18 protein-coding genes are annotated in these 15,937 nt (G+C 66.9%); 12 read left to right on the top strand and 6 right to left on the bottom strand.

What is annotated here, in order from left to right; genetic code table 11:
• Window positions 1-41: 41 nt before the first annotated feature.
• Together LVQ62_RS14490 and LVQ62_RS14485 are read right to left on the bottom strand one after the other, a co-directional pair.
• The gene (locus tag LVQ62_RS14490) at window positions 42-452 is read right to left on the bottom strand and encodes an ester cyclase (protein WP_179480039.1); all 411 of its coding nucleotides are present in this window, start codon (window positions 450-452) and stop codon (window positions 42-44) included.
• Between the two features lie 123 nt (window positions 453-575).
• Complete coding sequence (locus LVQ62_RS14485; RefSeq protein WP_233762633.1) at window positions 576-1,184, bottom strand: flavodoxin family protein; 609 nt, start codon at window positions 1,182-1,184, stop codon at window positions 576-578.
• A gap of 84 nt (window positions 1,185-1,268) precedes the next feature.
• On the opposite strand from LVQ62_RS14485, the gene LVQ62_RS14480 reads away from it, so the two are divergent.
• From LVQ62_RS14480 to LVQ62_RS14470, 3 genes are all read left to right on the top strand, one after another.
• Window positions 1,269-1,718, top strand: a complete 450-nt coding sequence (locus LVQ62_RS14480; RefSeq protein WP_233762631.1) for a MarR family winged helix-turn-helix transcriptional regulator — start codon at window positions 1,269-1,271, stop codon at window positions 1,716-1,718.
• 92 nt (window positions 1,719-1,810) lie between these two features.
• A complete protein-coding gene (locus LVQ62_RS14475) occupies window positions 1,811-2,179 on the top strand; it encodes an RNA polymerase sigma factor (protein WP_233762629.1) in 369 nt (122 codons plus the stop codon).
• A 466-nt stretch (window positions 2,180-2,645) separates the two neighbouring features.
• Window positions 2,646-3,428 carry an alpha/beta hydrolase gene (locus tag LVQ62_RS14470; protein WP_233762627.1) on the top strand — a complete coding sequence of 261 codons (783 nt, stop codon included), beginning with the start codon at window positions 2,646-2,648 and terminating at the stop codon, window positions 3,426-3,428.
• A gap of 457 nt (window positions 3,429-3,885) precedes the next feature.
• On the opposite strand, the gene LVQ62_RS14465 is transcribed toward LVQ62_RS14470, so the two are convergent.
• Both LVQ62_RS14465 and LVQ62_RS14460 read right to left on the bottom strand, forming a co-directional pair.
• Window positions 3,886-4,782 carry a S1C family serine protease gene (locus LVQ62_RS14465; RefSeq protein WP_233762625.1) on the bottom strand — a complete coding sequence of 299 codons (897 nt, stop codon included), beginning with the start codon at window positions 4,780-4,782 and terminating at the stop codon, window positions 3,886-3,888.
• 594 nt (window positions 4,783-5,376) lie between these two features.
• Window positions 5,377-6,006 carry a TetR/AcrR family transcriptional regulator gene (locus LVQ62_RS14460; RefSeq protein WP_179480052.1) on the bottom strand — a complete coding sequence of 210 codons (630 nt, stop codon included), beginning with the start codon at window positions 6,004-6,006 and terminating at the stop codon, window positions 5,377-5,379.
• Between the two features lie 437 nt (window positions 6,007-6,443).
• Between LVQ62_RS14460 and LVQ62_RS14455 the strand changes: the two genes are divergently transcribed.
• The 9 genes from LVQ62_RS14455 (at window position 6,444) to LVQ62_RS14415 (ending at window position 14,327) form a co-directional block, all read left to right on the top strand.
• Complete coding sequence (locus LVQ62_RS14455; RefSeq protein WP_233762623.1) at window positions 6,444-6,656, top strand: Flp family type IVb pilin; 213 nt, start codon at window positions 6,444-6,446, stop codon at window positions 6,654-6,656.
• 89 nt (window positions 6,657-6,745) lie between these two features.
• Entirely contained in the window at window positions 6,746-7,147 is a 402-nt protein-coding gene (locus LVQ62_RS14450; RefSeq protein ID WP_233762622.1) for a TadE/TadG family type IV pilus assembly protein, read from the top strand.
• The gene (locus LVQ62_RS14445; RefSeq protein ID WP_255696410.1) at window positions 7,135-8,079 is read left to right on the top strand and encodes a pilus assembly protein TadG-related protein; all 945 of its coding nucleotides are present in this window, start codon (window positions 7,135-7,137) and stop codon (window positions 8,077-8,079) included. The genes LVQ62_RS14450 and LVQ62_RS14445 overlap by 13 nt, the downstream gene beginning before the upstream one ends.
• A gap of 18 nt (window positions 8,080-8,097) precedes the next feature.
• Window positions 8,098-8,832: a Flp pilus assembly protein CpaB gene (gene cpaB / locus LVQ62_RS14440; RefSeq protein ID WP_255696409.1), complete on the top strand. Its 735-nt coding sequence runs from the start codon at window positions 8,098-8,100 to the stop codon at window positions 8,830-8,832.
• The gene (locus LVQ62_RS14435) at window positions 8,829-10,223 is read left to right on the top strand and encodes an AAA family ATPase (RefSeq protein ID WP_233762618.1); all 1,395 of its coding nucleotides are present in this window, start codon (window positions 8,829-8,831) and stop codon (window positions 10,221-10,223) included. Before cpaB ends, LVQ62_RS14435 begins: the two co-directional genes overlap by 4 nt.
• Window positions 10,220-11,746, top strand: coding sequence for a CpaF family protein (locus tag LVQ62_RS14430; RefSeq protein WP_233762616.1), 1,527 nt, complete (start codon window positions 10,220-10,222; stop codon window positions 11,744-11,746). The genes LVQ62_RS14435 and LVQ62_RS14430 overlap by 4 nt, the downstream gene beginning before the upstream one ends.
• 357 nt (window positions 11,747-12,103) lie before the next feature.
• Window positions 12,104-12,694: a type II secretion system F family protein gene (locus LVQ62_RS14425; RefSeq protein WP_233762614.1), complete on the top strand. Its 591-nt coding sequence runs from the start codon at window positions 12,104-12,106 to the stop codon at window positions 12,692-12,694.
• A 48-nt stretch (window positions 12,695-12,742) separates the two neighbouring features.
• Window positions 12,743-13,633, top strand: a complete 891-nt coding sequence (locus tag LVQ62_RS14420) for a type II secretion system F family protein (RefSeq protein WP_233767868.1) — start codon at window positions 12,743-12,745, stop codon at window positions 13,631-13,633.
• Window positions 13,634-13,685: 52 nt separating this feature from the next.
• Complete coding sequence (locus tag LVQ62_RS14415; RefSeq protein WP_233762612.1) at window positions 13,686-14,327, top strand: A24 family peptidase; 642 nt, start codon at window positions 13,686-13,688, stop codon at window positions 14,325-14,327.
• Window positions 14,328-14,352: 25 nt separating this feature from the next.
• Here LVQ62_RS14415 and LVQ62_RS14410 read toward each other — a convergent pair whose 3' ends face one another.
• Window positions 14,353-15,537: a 4-hydroxybenzoate 3-monooxygenase gene (locus tag LVQ62_RS14410; protein WP_233762610.1), complete on the bottom strand. Its 1,185-nt coding sequence runs from the start codon at window positions 15,535-15,537 to the stop codon at window positions 14,353-14,355.
• Window positions 15,538-15,550: 13 nt separating this feature from the next.
• Entirely contained in the window at window positions 15,551-15,928 is a 378-nt protein-coding gene (pcaC, locus tag LVQ62_RS14405; protein WP_233762608.1) for a 4-carboxymuconolactone decarboxylase, read from the bottom strand.
• Between the last annotated feature and the right edge of the window lie 9 nt (window positions 15,929-15,937).

Raw genomic sequence — 15,937 nt, 5'->3', positions numbered from 1 at the left:
TCCACTATGCAAGTGGTCGCATCAGTCAGCGGTCGAGTCGGTCAGACCAGGCCGAGCTGGGTCATGATGCCGAGTTCGTCGCTGCTGCCCCATCGTTCGACGAGCTTGCCGTCGGCGAACTTGCTGATCTGGACTCCGCGTACCTGGAACGCCTTGCCGGTGGCGTCGTGGCCCTGGAACGGCCCGTTGTGGGTGCCGGTCAGGGTGTAGGCGAACGCGACCTGGTCATCGTCGGCGACCAGGGTCTCGACCTCGACGTGCAGATCGGGGAACGCGGTCCGCATGTCGGTGAACATCGCCTTGAAGCCCTCGGGGCCGGTGCCCTGGCCGGGTGCGGGGTCGTGGTCGACGGCGTCGGGTGCGACGAGCTGGTCGAACGCGTCCAGGTTGCCGGTGTTGACCGCCTCGCCGAAGGCTTCCTGCGAGGCGATGTTGGTCTTCTTGTCGAACATGTGAGTGTCTCCTTGATGGTTGGTGTCGTGTAGTTGGAACCGGCCCAGGGCAGCGGATGGGATCGCAACCGGATTGGGGTGAAGTGCTGACGAATCCGCGACTCCGCGGGCTCGTCAGGGCTGTCAGCTGGTGGCGGGGTAGGCGTTCGCCTGCAGGAGGTGTGCCAGGTGGACGGCGTTGGCTGCGGCGACCTTGGTGGTGCTCGCGGTCTTCTCGGGGGTGGCGTCGAGGTCTTTGTAGTCGGTGGCGTGCATGGCTTCGCCGTTCCAGTAGCTCACTCCTTGCGCGGGGATGCTGAACCCGACGTCGTTGAGGCATTGGAAGACGATGGCGCTGATGTGGTGGGCGCCGTCCTCGTTGCCGACGACGGCCGCGATGGCCACCTTGCCGAACGTCAGGGGACGACCCTGCTCGTCGGTCTCGGACAGTTCTGCGTCCAGGCGTTCCAGGACGCGTTGGCAGATGCTGCTGGGCTGACCCATCCAGGTGGGGGTGGCGAGAATCAGGATGTCGGACGCGATCAGCTGGTCCCGGATCTGTGGCCACTGGTCGCCGTCGCCCATGTCGGCTTCGACGCCGGCCTTGACGTCATGGTCGGCGACACGGACGACGGTGGCCTCCACGTCGGGCATCTGCTCGATGAGCTGGCGGGCCAGCAGATCACTGCTGGAATCGGACGAACTGTCGCGCAGGCTGCACACCAACGCCAGCACGCGAAGGGACTGCGTCATCACGTTCTCCTCACCACTTGATATCTCACCTTGCATGCAAGATACTTGCACACAAGTTTTTCTATCGCCGACAGACTGGATCGAATGACCACGACCACGCCAGCCCCGGACCCCGCGTTGGAGTCGATGGTCTGCTTCGACCTGTACGCGGCTTCTCGTGCTGTCACCGCGGTGTACCGGCGGCTGCTGTCGCAGTTCCACCTCACATACCCGCAGTACCTGGTTCTCATCGTTTTGTGGCGCACCCCGCAGCCGACCATCGGGGAGTTGGCCGAGGCGGTGCGCTTGGACTACGGCACGCTGACCCCGCTGCTGCGGCGGATGGAACGAGCCGGTCTGGTGACGCGCTCTCGCCGTAGCCGGGACGAACGGGTCGTGACCGTCTCCGTCACCGAGGCCGGCGCCGCGCTGCAAGAGCAGGAGCCCCACATCCGGGCCGTCATCACCGAAGCCACTGGTCTGGCCCCTGAGGAAATGGCCGCACTGCAACAGACCTTGCGCACCATCGCCGCTACGAGCGGCAGGTTCCAGTGACGTCACCGCTGCGCAGATGTCAGGTTGGACTCAATTCCTGGAACGCACCTACTAAGCGACCGCGGCACCGTCTTGGCTGGTACACCTTGCCGATGGAGCGACGGTGGGGCAGTCAGGTGCCGGCTGCTGCCGGTGGAGACCGGGCCGCGTTCGCGCAGATCTACGACATGACGACCGGCCTGGTCTATGCCCACCTGGTCGCTTTGCAGGGTGATCGCCCTGAGGGCCGCTTGCAGGAGGCCTACCTGCAGTACTGGACGCAACTACCTGCCTTGGTGGAGCAGCGATCGATGTCCAGCGTCGTCGCGTGGCTCGTACAGGCTGCCGAGAACATCGATCACGCCATTGCGCCCCCCATTGTGCTCACGGTGAACCCCGCGCTCGGGATTCTGCCCGAAATGACGGGCCAGCCGGCGGTGCCTGCTGTTGTGGTGCAGGCGACCCCGAAGACCGACGTATGACGGACCCGCTGAGATGCGTACACCGTGGTGTTCGGGGTGCGGCGTGACACCGCGTGTACCCATCAAGGGGCTCAGTGCCCTCCTGGAGAAGGCCGCCCGTCTTGATCGTGAACTCGGACCGGACAGTGACGTCGAATGGGCCGTGGTCGAGATGATCACCCGCCCCGAGTCTGCAACGCCCACCAGGGGATCGGCTCACACAGAAGGCACCGTCGGTGACACCACCGTTCTGAGACCAGCTGCGACACGGAACGTACGGACCGCGGGTGACTCCCCACTTTTTGCAGGACGCCGCTGACCGCGCCGCTGGACAGGCTGTTGGCCTCGACGAGCTGGGTCGGGGTCATGGGCCCGTGGACAGTCAGCAGGCTGAGGAACCGAGAGTCGCTGGCGCCGAGTCTGAGTCGCTGTGCGACTCGGCGCCTCGCTAGCGCACAGGGGGCCGGCTCATCCAGAATCAGTGGGCATGCGCGTAATTGAGGATGTCGTCGATGACATCCCCGTGGTGTTGTTGATTCCTGAGACCCTGTCCGCGGACCGGGAGCTCGTGCTGTGGCTCAGCCACCTTGGTGGGTCGGCCGAGAAGGAACGGCCCACGATGACTCGGCTGGCGGAGCGGGGGCACCCGGTTGTGAGCTTTGATCCGCCGGAGCACGGCCGACGCGCCACGGCGACGGACGCGCGGGTCTTCGCCGCCGAGGTGTTGGCGGCGTTCCGGTTGCGGATGTGGCCGCTGTTGGGCCGGACCACCCTGGAATCCATGCGCGTGCTGACGTGGGCACAGCACCGGCTCGACCGAGTAGGTCCAGTGCTCGCCGGTGGCGTCTCGATGGGCGGCGACGTGGCAATTGCACTTGCCGGAGTAGACAATCGGATCCGCCGAGTCGCGGCCGTCGGGTCCACCCCGAGTTGGGAGCGACCCGGCATGCGCAGCCTTACCGATTCAGCTGACCTTCTTGACCAGGGCGAAGCTGATCCCTATTCCGCGTGGTTCGCCGCACAACTCGATCCAGTCCGGCACCTCGACCATTATCTGCGGGACGTCGGCATCGCCTTTGAGCTCGGCGGCGAGGACAATCACATCCCAGCGGGTAACGCGCAGGACTTCCGACGGGCACTCGTCGATCGTGATCCGGCCGCTGGTGAGCGCGTTCGGATTACCGTCCGTGACGGTTTGGATCACTTCGGCGTCACCACCGACCAGGACGCCTTGGAAGCAGCGGCCGAATGGTTGACGACGCCCGCCTGACTCGGTCGCACCGTGAGAGGCCCCCGAGCGGCAACGGTGGTGCGGTCCGGACGTCCTGGCCGGTCGGGTCGGGCAGCGGAGCATGCCTGGACATGTCGGCGTCAGGTCGAGGCGGTCGAGGTGACGAGCAGTAGCCGCTTCGGCGGACCCATGACCCGCACGTGAGGATCGCGCTTGGCGAGAACGGCAAGGCGCCGGCGCGGCAAGGATGACCCAGATAAATCAACCGACGTGCGGTAGGGCCGGCCCTGCACGCCAGCGCTGCGGCGTGGGCGCATGAGCGCATAACACTTTCGCGTGGTCTCGGCGCGTTCGTAGCCACGTCGCGGCGAACCGAAGGGCCCCTGATCTGCGCAGACGCAGATCAGGGGCTTTTTCGATGCCCCGGTGCACGGGGCCGGACCCTGAGGTCAGCCCGAGCACGGCGATCGCCGGCGGTGATCTGGGCCGGTGTTCGTCAGTTGGCAGGGCCCGCGCTCAGGACGACGGTGGCGGACTGCGATTGACCTTCTTGGTCGGTCCAGGTGATCTTGACGTGTTGGCCAGGTCGATAGGTCGCCAGGATGGATTGCAGGCTGGTGGGATCGGTGACCTGGTGGGCGCCGATGGCGGTGATGACGTCGCCGGCGCTGAGACCGACATGATCGGCGCCGGTGTTGGTGAGTACCTGCTCGACTAGGGCCCCGGTCGTCGAGTAGGTGGGATCGCTGGACAGCGAGATTCCAAGAAATGCCGGATAGCCTTGATGCACGGCGCTGCTCGTGGTTCCGCTCTCGATCTGAGCCGCAATGCGCAGCGCAGATCCGATAGGGATGGCGTAGCCCTTGGTCGTGCTCTCGACAGTGGTGACCTGGACCGCCGTGTCGATCCCGATGACCCGCCCGGCGGCGTCGTAGAGCGGGCCCCCGGAGTCGCCGGCCTGGATGTCGGCGTTGATCTGGATGAGCCCGTGCAGCGTCTCTGCGCTCGACCCGTCCTCATCGGACGCGGTGATGGTCGCGTTCGTGGTCGTCACCTGACCGGCGGAGGCGCTGGGTGTGCCACCGGCGCCGCCGGCATTCCCGACTCCGACCACCTGTTCCGAGGTGCCGACCGTGGCCGAACTGGTCTTCACCGTCTTGAGGCCGGCTGCGCCCTGCAGCTGCAGGACAGCCACGTCCTGGGTGGGATCGGTCCCGACGACCTTGGCGGTGTAGCTGGCCCCGGTGCTGACCACGGTTACCTTGATGCTGGTCGCTCCGTCGACGACGTGATTGTTGGTAAGCACCTCCCCGGTCGAGGTCAGCACCATTCCAGTGCCTGCGGCGGACGCGTCCTGATAGCCCAGCACCGTGTCGATGTCGACGACGCCCACCTCTTGGGCTGCCGTGGCCCGCGGAAGCGTTGAGGAAGCAGCGGTGGCGCTGGGGCCATTGAGCTGACCGCGCGGTCCAGGTGCGGGCCCGGAGCCACCTGCCGGGGCGCCACCGGACCCTGCACCGGTCGAGACCTGGGGAACTACTGCCGACGGTGCCGTCGGGCTGTGTTCAGCCCATACTGCGGCGCCGGCACCCATGGCGATTGCCGACGCGATCGCCGCCGCAGCCAGTCCTCGCCCCCTGCGGTGCCCCGCGTGTCTGCGATCGTGCCGGGTCTGGACCAGTGCGGAATCGCTGAAGTGCGCCCGGTAGGGACCGTCATCATGCGGGAACTGGGTCATTGCGGCCTCCTGCGGCTGCTAGGCAGTGTCTCGACCCGCCGAGAGAGCGTCCGTGACAACATCCAGTAAGAGGCATCGACCCACTCATGGCATGTGGAAAGTGAGTGCGTCCGCTGTGAGGGCTGCCGCTCGGCAAGTACGCCGGTCGGCCTACCCGAGACTTCGTGGCGGTTCAGAACGACCGCAGGAGTCGATCTGTCAGTTGAAATGAGGTCGGGACGCCTCGGAAAGGGGAGCGCCGGCCGTACGTCAGTCGGTCGCGGGGGTGTTCGGCGGCGCTGGGAGTCCGGCGCTGAACTGGTCGAAGGCTTCCTCGATGAGTTGGCGCAGGCCGAGCGTGGAGGTCGTCGCAGCCGCCCATATCTGCATGGCGGACTTGACGGCGGCGATGGCGGCGGCGGCGGCGAGCCACGGGTACAGGTCCGTGGTGACGCTGGTCCCGGTGCGTGTCGCGATCGCGTCCCGCAGGGATTCCTCGAGCTCATCGAACCGGGCCGTCTCGAAGGGCCGCAACGAGGGGTACTGCAGGCTGAGGTCCATCTTGCGCAGGCTGAGCTCGAGCTCCTCGGGGCTGTGACCCACGACGAAATCGCTCAGCAGGGCGCGCAAGGAGAGCAACGGGTGCTCACCCGCGGGCCGCTCCTCGAACTCGCCCAGCAGTGTCTTCGACGGCTGGGTGCCCGCGGCCACGATGGCCTCCTCCTTGCAGAGGAAGTAGTTGGAGACCGTACGGGGCGAGACGAACGCGACTTTAGCGATCTCCTCGATGGTGACGTTCTCCAAGCCCTTCTCCAGCGTCAGGTCGAGTGCAGCGTCTGCGATCGACTCGCGAGTTTGCTGTTTCTTTAACTCGCGTAGACCAGGAGTTTCCGTACCCATGACGGTCACTATAGATCCTCTCGAGCGTGGTGTGCAGATATTGCAACGTTACGCGTTGCGCATCATTGCGCCTAGGAGGATCACCGATGTCATCGCAGACAGCGCAGATCGATACCAGGAAATCCCGCTCGTCCTGGTAGCGACCGCCCCGCTCATTGCGCGATGCGATCGGCCATGCGTCGAGCGGGGACATGGACTCGAATCGATGTGTTAGAGAACATTATTCAGTGCCGCTGACGGTGATATTCCGCAGTCGGCCGGCCCGTCTCGGCACAGGCTGAGCCCCCGTATGTGCAACCACGGCAAAGATGCCCAGAGCTAAATCTTGCGCAGGCGGCAAACTTATGGAACGCTCACCGCCAACGCAGATTTGCCAGAGTCGGCGCCCATCCAGGAAAGATCCGGCGACGACCGGTTCACGATTCAAGGAGACCCTCATGTCCGCTGTTGCCGCGTACTTCTTCACCACCCTCGTCGGTCTTCAGGACCGCCTGCAGACCCGCAAGGAGCGCGGCGCGACGGCCGTGGAGTCCGGCCTGCTGGTCGGCCTCATCGCCGTCGCGATCATCACGGTCGTCGGAACGCTCGGTACCAACCTCAGCGGCCTCTTCACGAACATCAGCGACAAAATCGGAGCGGCAAACAAGTGACGCGTTGTCGCCGTTATTAGTCGTTGGGTGACCAGACGCCGCGGCCCCTCGGGCCGCGGCGTCTGGCGCGTCACCGAGGAGGGTTGGAGATGAGCGGACGAAAGCACGGGCTGCGCGACCGCGGTGCTGCGGCGGTGGAGTTCGCTCTGGTGGCGCCCCTTCTGATCCTGCTCGTCATGGGCATCATGGAGTTCGGCCGCGCCTACGAGGCGCAGACCACGCTGTCCGGTGCCGCGCGGGCGAGCGTGCGCGTGATGGCGCTGAGCAATGATCCGGTGGCCGCCCGCACCGCCGCGAAGAACGTGGCCTCGCCGTCGATCACTCTGTCGGACGCCCAGATCGCGATATCCCCAGCGAGCTGCGCGACCAGCGGAACGACGGCGCCTGCGACAGCGACGGTCACCATCACCTACCCGCTCAGCTTCTTCACCAACCTGTTCGGATCCGGTGTCACGCTGACCGGTAAGGGGAGCATGCGATGCAACGGCTGAGGCAGGAACGGGGAGCCGTGTCGGTCATCGGGGCCTTGCTCATGGTCCCTCTGATCGGATTCGTATCCATTTCCGTCGATGTCGCATCGATGTGGTCCGAACAGCAGCAGCTGCAGAGCGGGGCGGATGCCGGCGCGCTGGCCGTGGCCCAGGACTGCGCCCGCAACAACTGCCAGACCCCCTCGCAGACGGTGCAGACGATGGCGACGACCAATGTCAACGACGGTGCCGCGACGGCCACGGTGACGCCCGGACTGACGCCGTCCACCGGTCAGGTGACGGTGACGAACGCCGGCGTGCGCCACCTTCTCTTCGCGGAAGTGCTGGGGTTTTCACAGGCCACGATCGCCACGACGGCCACCGCGGGGTGGGGGTCACCCACCGGCGGGACGGCGGCTCTGCCGCTCACCTTCTCGATCTGCGAGTTCAATGCCCAGACCGGAGGGGGCCTGCCCTCCGGCACCACGACCAGGGTGATCTACTTCACGAAGTCATCCGGCACCAACTGCACGGGCCCCTCGAACAACTACGTTCCCGGCGGGTTCGGCTGGGTCGCCCCGGACTCCGGGACCTGCAACGCCACCAGCTCGATCAGTTCGATGCTCTCGTCCTCGACGGGATCGTCGGTGCCGGGCGGCTGCAGCGCGGCGAACATGGCGGCACAACAGGGCCAGGTGGTGCTGCTGCCGATCTTCGACCAGGCGTCCGGCAACGGAGCGAACGCCTCGTACCACGTCTACGGGTACGCCGCCTTCCGCCTGATCGGGTACAACTTCAAATCGAAGTACACCTTCAACGCCAACGAGTGCCTCCACCCGAACGTCGACTGCATCAAGGGCTACTTCCTGCAGTTCGTGGACATGAACTCCGCCTTCCACTACGGCAGCGGGGCGCCGAATCTCGGCGCTGCCGTTGTCAAGCTGACGAAGTAGGAAGGGAGACACCTCCTCGTGAGACGTCGCATCATCGCCGCTGGAGCGGCCGTCCTGCTGGCCCTGGTGGGGGCCGTTCTGCTGTTGTCCTACGTCTCCGGTGCCGACAGCCGCGCTGCCGCAGGTTTGCAGACCACCCCGGTGCTCGTCGCCACCGCGGCGATCCCCCAGGGCACTCCTGCTGCGAAAGTGAGAGATCTGACGGTCCTGAAGTCGCTTCCGCGGACAGCGGTGCCCACCGGCACCCTGTCGAGCCTCGCCCAGGTGAGCGGGCAGGTCACCACGGCCGACGTTCAACCGGGTGAGCAACTGTTCGCCAGCAACTTCGCGGATCCTAAATCAGTCCTCGCCCCTGGCCAGGTCGCGGTCCCCAACGGGATGCAGCAGGTCTCGGTGGTGCTGGAGGCACAGCGGGTGCTCGGCGGCCACCTCAGTGCGGGCAGCACGGTGGGGTTGTTCATCTCGCTGAAAAACGGGCAGATCCAGGAGACGCACTTGACCTTGCACAAGGTGCTCGTCACCGCCGTCCAAGGCGCTGCGCCCGCCGCCTCGTCCAAGACCGACGGCTCGTCCACCGCGCCTTCTCAACCGGTGTTCACCGGCAACGTCATGGTGACGTTCGCTCTTTCGGCCTCGGATGCGGAGAAGGTCGTGTTCGCCGCCGAATACGGCACCATCTGGCTCTCCCTCGAACCCGCAAGCGCCAAGGAAGGCGGCACCCGCATCGTGACCCCAGGGAACGTGTACAAATGAGCGGCGTCGTCCTGGCGACCGCCTCAGCCGACCTCGAGCAGCGGGTGCACCGTGCCACCGGGGGCACAGCCCGCTGTCTGCCACCCGGCCCGCTCCCGGTCGATCCAGCTCACCTGTTCCGGCAACTCGCCGACGGCCCGCGACCGGGGGTCGTGATGCTCGACGACAGCGTCGGCGCTCCCGGCCAGGCGTTGGCACTGGCGGATCTCCTCCAACGGCAGTGCCCCGATATCGCCGTCGTGCTGGTGAGTGATGCCGGCGAGGAGATCGCCCTGCCGGCCATGCGCGCCGGGGTTCGTGACGTCCTCGACCCCGCGGCGGAGGAGTCGCACATCCGTTGGGTGCTCGATCGTGCCGGCCATTTGGTGAGGCACGCCCACGCGTTCGCTGCAAGCGGTGCCTCCGCAGCGGGCGCGGAGGAGGACCGTCGTGACGGACGGGTCATCGGTGTGGTGTCGCCGAAGGGTGGCGTCGGCAAGACGACCGTCGCGACGAATCTGGCCGTCGGACTGGCACAGAAGACGTCGTCGCCCACTGTCCTCGTGGATCTGGACGTCCAGTTCGGCGACGTGGCCAGCGCGTTGAATCTGGACCCGGAACACTCTCTTCTCGAGACCGTTCAGGGGCCTGCCACCCGCGACACGATGGTGCTCAAGACCTTCCTGACGCAGCATGCCAGTGGCCTCTATGTGATCTGCGGGCCGCCGACTCCTGCCGCCGCCGACAACGTCACCGGGCCGGACGTGAGCCGGCTGTTGGAGATGCTCGCGTCGGAGTTCGCTTACGTGGTGGTGGACACCGCTCCTGGATTGTCCGAGCACACCCTGGCAGCATTGGATCGCAGTACCGACCTCGTCCTGATGACCAGCATGGACGTGCCCGGCGTCCGGGGCCTGCGTAAGGAACTGGACATCCTCGGGGAGTTGGGGATGATCCCGGACCGGCACCAGGTGGTGCTCAACATGGCCGATCGCCGCAGCGGCCTGACGACCGCCGATGTCGAGGCCACGATTCGTACAGGCGTGGATCTCGTGCTCCCTCGATCCAAGGCGGTGCCGACCTCCGTGAACCAGGGCATCCCGCTGCTGCAGAACGGCGTACGGGACCCGATGACCAAACAGCTGCGGCGACTGGTCGAGCACTTCGCCTACTCCGGTGCACCGACTGCACCGACTGCACCGGCTGTACGGGCTGTAACGGCCGAGGTTCGCGCCCCGATGCAGGCTCCTACCGCCGTGGCACCTCGGCCCGTGCCGGTCGCGGTCATGTCGAAGGGGCCCGAGCCGGCATCGGCCGTGGCGAAGAACTCCGCGCCGAAGAGGCCCGCGCTCAAGCGGACCTCGGTGATCGGCCGACACCGGGCCAGGGCACGGGCGCGGTGGGCGCGATGAGCCTGTCCGAACGGCTCGACGCCGCCCGCGCGCAGAAGGGCGGTCCGGGTCGGTCACTGGTGCCTGAGGGGGACCGGCCGGTTCCGGCTGCTGTCGCGCTGCCGGCGTCCTCGCCGGCCGCGACACCGGGTGAGCGGACCGGCCCCCTCGAGCGGGGTATGACGCAGGCGCGCACGCCGAACCTGACGGTGAAGCCGAAACTCGCGCCCGCGAACGTCGCTGCAGCTCCGGCGATCGACGCGCTGGCGAAGCTGAAGGACCGCGCGAACAACGCGCTGTTCGAACGGATGGGGGCGCGGCTCAACGATCCCAACCTCACCCAGGACCAGCTCCACGCGCTCGTCCACACCGAACTCAACCGGGTGGTCGACGAGGAGAAGGTCCCGCTGACCAAGGGCGAGCGGCGTCGACTCGTCGACGAACTGCAGGACGACGCGACCGGACACGGCCCGTTGCAGCGACTGCTGGACGATCCGACGATCACCGAGATCATGGTGAACGGTCCGGACAACGTGTACGTCGAGCAGGCCGGCAAACTGACGCGCAGCGGTGCGCACTTCACCTCTGAGGAGCAACTGCGCAGGATCATCGAGCGGATCGTCTCCCGGGTCGGGCGCCGCATCGACGAGTCGTCGCCGTTGGTGGATGCCCGGCTCGCCGACGGCTCCCGCGTCAATGCTGTGATCCCACCGCTGGCGTTCAGCGGCTCGTCGCTGACGATCCGCAAGTTCTCCCAAGACCCTTACACGGTCGATGACCTCATCAGCTTCGGGACACTGTCGCCGGAGATGGCCGAGCTGATGCACGCATGCGTCGAGGCGCGGCTGAACATCATCGTCTCGGGCGGTACCGGCACCGGTAAGACCACGTTGCTGAACGTGCTGTCGTCCTTCATCCCCGAGGGCGATCGGATCATCACCGTCGAGGACGCGGCCGAGCTGCAGTTGCAGCAGGAGCACGTGGTCCGTCTGGAGAGCCGGCCACCCAATATCGAGGGCAAGGGCGAGATCGGTATCCGGGACCTGGTGCGCAACTCCCTGCGGATGCGGCCCGACCGAATCGTGGTCGGCGAGGTGCGTGGCGGGGAGAGTCTGGACATGCTGCAGGCGATGAACACCGGCCATGACGGGTCGCTGTCCACCGTGCACGCCAACTCGCCGCGCGACGCCATCGCGCGCCTGGAAACCCTGGTGCTCATGGCAGGGACGGACCTGCCACTGCGAGCAATCCGCGAGCAGATCGCCTCCGCCGTCGACGTCATCATCCAGTTGACCCGCCTGCGGGACGGGTCACGTCGGGTCACCGCGGTCACGGAGGTGCAGGGTATGGAGGGCCAGACCGTCACGCTGCAGGACGCCTTCCTCTTCGACTACTCGGCGGGGGTCGACGCGAGCGGTCGCTTCCTGGGCAAACCTCTGCCGACCGGGGTCCGGCCGCGCTTCACCGACCGCTTCGCCGAGCTTGGTATCGCGATCTCCCCGCGCGTGTTCGGTGTCCCGACCGCGACGAAGCGGGCGCGATGAGCTCGCCGCTGGCGTCGGGCACCGTCACCGCAGGTGTGGCTTCGTGCGCCGCCGCACTCCTGATCGCGCTGTACCTGGTGCTCGCCCCCGGGCCCGTCCGCCTGCCACGCGAGCGCCGACGTCCCGGTACGGATGCCAATCCCACCACCCTGACCAGCGCGACCGCGGCGACCACGGCGCTCATCGACAGAATGCTGCGTCGGCACGGCGGCGGCAGTTCCGCCGCGGCGGCTTTGGAACGGGCGGGGCTGAGAGTCGGCGTCCAGGACTTCATCCTGATGGTGTGCCGCGGCGCTGGCCGGAGCGGCTGTCGGGTTCCTTCTCCTCGGACCGCTGCTCGGGATCGGCCTGGCGCTGATGGTGGCCCTGGTGGTCAAGGTCGGGCTGGGACTGCTGGCCGGGCGGCGGCAGAGCAGATTCGCCAATCAGCTCGACGACTCCCTCCAACTGCTGGCCAGCAGCTTGCGCGCCGGCCACAGTCTGCTCCAGGCGCTGGACTCTGTCTCGCGTGAGGCGGACGAGCCGACGGCGGGGGAGTTCTCCCGCATCATCAACGAGACGCGCATGGGCCGCGACCTCGGCCTCGCACTGGACGAGACCGGTGCACGTCTGCAGAGCGAGGACTTCCTGTGGGTGACGCAGGCCATCGCCATCAACCGGGAGGTGGGCGGCAACCTCGCGGAGGTGCTCGACGGTGTCGGCAACACCATCCGTGAGCGCAACCAGATCCGCAGGCAGGTCAAAGCGCTCAGCGCCGAGGGCAAACTCTCCGCGTTCGTCCTCATGGCTCTTCCGTTCGGGATTCTGGGCTTTCTCTGCGTCTCGAATCCGGGGTACGTCGCCAAGTTCACCCAGAGCCCGATCGGATATGGCCTCCTGGGCGTCGCGGCAGTGCTGTTGATCGTCGGAGCCCTGTGGCTGCGCAAGGTGGTCAGCTTCAAGTTCTGATTCCCCGCACCACTGCACGCCTCACGAAAGGAGAATCCCGTGTCGCCCATGGTCACCGTCGGCATCGTCGCCTGCAGTCTGTCGTTGGGTTTGCTGTGCTGGGCCGTGCTCGCTCGTACCGACCCCGCGGGCCACCGAGTCGTGTCCAACCTGGGACTGGGCTTCGCCGACGCCGAGGACGGTGGTGCTGAAGGATCTGCCGGCCTTCTTGCTCCTGTCCCGGCAAGTCATCTCGTGCGGCGTTTGACGCCCCCCGGCTCGATCCGTCGGCTCGAACGGCTACTGGCCCGGGCCGGACGACCGCCCGCCTGGCCCATGGAACGGCTGATGGGCGCGAAGCTCCTCCTCGCACCCATCACCGCGATCCTGGCCGTCCTCTATATGAGTTCGAACTCGGGCGCGATGTCGCTGATGATCGGCATCGCGTGCACGGTCGTCGTGTACTTCCTGCCCGAACTCCTGCTGCACAGCAAGGGCCAGGAGCGGTCCAAGGCGATCGCCCTCGAACTGGCCGACACCCTCGACCAGATGACCATCGCCGTCGAAGCCGGACTCGGCTTCGACTCGGCCATGGCCAAGGCGGCCAGCAACGGCAAGGGACCGCTCGGGCAGGAACTGGTCCGCACCCTGCAGGACATCCAGGTGGGCATGTCCCGCAAGGAAGCCTACGAAGCGCTGGCGGAGCGCGCCGCCGTTCCGGATCTGCGCAAATTCATCCGGGCGATCATCCAGGCCGACAAGTACGGCATCGCCATCGCCGACGTGCTGCGAACCCAGGCCTCCGAGATGCGGATCAAACGACGACAGCGCGCCGAGGAGAAGGCGATGCAGATCCCTGTCAAGGTGATCTTCCCGCTGATGTTGTGCATCCTGCCCGTGCTGTTCATCGTGCTGCTCGGCCCGGCGGCGATGGACATGATGAAGGCCTTCCGCCACTGATCGTGCACGAATCGATACGAGAGAGAGAAGAGTGCCCGTGAGTAGTGCTGTCGTGCTCGTCTTCGTTGCTGGGGCAGCGGTGGGCGCGTTGCTGCGGGCATGGTTGCGTCTCGGCGGCTACCGTTTGCCGGCCGAACGTGACCTGCCGGCCCGACGCACCTGGTGGGTCATCCCCGCGACCGGCGCGGTCGGCGCGTTGCTCTGGGCTGCACTGCGCCCTGACCAGCCGATCCTCATAACCGTGGCCTTCGTCGTCGCCGGCTGGGTCATGATCGCGTTGGGGTTCGTCGACCTCGACGTGCACCGCCTGCCCGACGCCATTCAGCTGCCCAGCTATCCGATCCTCTTGGTAGTGCTCGCGGTCGGCGCAGCCAGCAGCGGGAACTGGGCTGCGTTCACGCGGGCCATCGTCGCCGGAGTGGTGCTCTTCGTCTTCTACTTCGTCTTGATGCTGTTGCCCTCGGGCTACGGCTTCGGTGACGTGAAACTCGCCGGTCTGCTCGGCCTGCTGCTCGGCTGGCTGGGGTGGTCACCTGTGATTCGCGCATCGTTCGCAGCCTTCGTCATCGGCGGCATCGTCGCGGCCGCGTTGATGATGAGCCGACGCCCGGATCGTCGAGCCGAATTCGCCTACGGTCCGAGCATGTTGGCGGGCGCGGTGGTCGCGATCGCCATGTCGGCGCTGTCGAGCTAGCCCAGTAGAGCTGGACGGTGTCCGGCTACGCGCGCGGCCAGCCGGTATACGCCTCGGCGAGGTACGCGGCGCCGTGCTCGGAGCCGGTGACTGCCTCCAACTCGCCCAGCTGGCGTCGTACGTCGAATTCACTGGCACCGCCGGACGCGTGCAGCATGGTCGTCATCCAGTACGAGAAGTGCTGCGCCTTCCAGACTCGGGCCAGGGCGCGGGGCGTGTAGTCGTCGAGGGCCTCGCGTTTGCCCCGCACGATGACCTGCTCGAGCACCTCGGCGAGCACACGCACATCCGCGAGAGCGAGGTTGAGGCCCTTAGCGCCGGTCGGCGGCACCGTGTGAGCGGCGTCCCCGGCCAGCAGCAGGTTGCCGTAACACATCGGCTCGCAGACGAACGAGCGGAACGGCAGCACCGACTTCTCGAGGATGCGGCCCTCCTTCAGGCTGAAGCCGTCCTCGCCGGCGAGGCGGGTCTGCAGCTCCTCCCAGATGCGGTCCGAGGACCAGTCGTCGACCTTCTCGTCGGGGGGACACTGGAAGTACATCCGCTGGATGGCATCGGTGCGCTGGGAGATCAGCGCGAAGCCGCGGTGGGAGCGGGTGTAGATGAGCTCGGGTGCCGACGGCGGTGCCTCACAGAGGATTCCGAACCACGCGAACGGATACTCGCGGTGGTACTGCCGCCGGTCGGTGACCTCGTGCCGGGTCATGCTCCGGGATCCGTCCGCGCCCACCAGGATGTCGCAGCGGATCTCCTGCTCGACCCCGTCGGCGTCGGTGCACAGGATGCCGGGACGGTCGCTGGTCGTGTCGACCACCCGGGTGTCGCCGACCCCGAACCGGACGTCGCCCCCGTCGCGGTCCCGCGCGTTGGCCAGGTCCACGAAGACGTCCGTCTGCGGGTAGAGCCAGACCGAGGCACCCACCAGATCCTGGAAGTCGATCCGGTGGCTCACTCCGTTGAACCGCAGGGCGATCCCCTCGTGCTGGTAGCCCTCGCGCAGGACCCGATCTGACACATCGGTGTCCACGAGCAGTCGCACGCTGTCCCGTTCGAGGATCCCGGCGCGGTGGGTGTGCTCGATCTCCTCGCGGGACCGGGAGTCGACCGCGACGCTGTCGACGCCGGCGCGGTGCAGCAGGTGGGCGAGCATCAGCCCGGCCGGCCCGGCCCCCACGATGCCGACCTGGGTGCGGGTCACCGGACGCGTCATCGCAGTGCCGCGCTCACTGATCGGTCTCCTGCAGCACCGTGGAGGCGAGCGCGAACCCGTGGTTGGCCGCAGGCACGCCGCAGTAGATCGCGGACTGCAGGATCACCTCGCCGATCTCCTCGACGCTGAGCCCGTTGGTGCGCGCGGCGCGCACGTGCATCTCGAACTCGTCCCAGTGGCCGCGGGCGATGAGCGCGGTGAGCGTGGCGATGCTGCGGGAACGGCGATCCAGTCCAGGGCGGGTCCACACGCTGCCCCACGCGTAGCGGGTGATCAGATCCTGGAAGTCCTGCGTGAAGTCGTCCTTGCGGGCTTCGGCCCGGTCGATGTGCGCGTCGCCGAGCACGCTGCGCCGCACCGCCATTCCGGCGTCGTAGGGGTCGTCGCTCATCGTTGTGCT

This window comes from Allobranchiibius sp. GilTou73, from assembly GCF_021391335.1.
GTDB lineage: Bacteria > Actinomycetota > Actinomycetes > Actinomycetales > Dermatophilaceae > Allobranchiibius > Allobranchiibius huperziae.
Note: the sequence above shows the minus strand (reverse complement) of the source record. Positions and strands in the feature narration are given on the sequence as shown.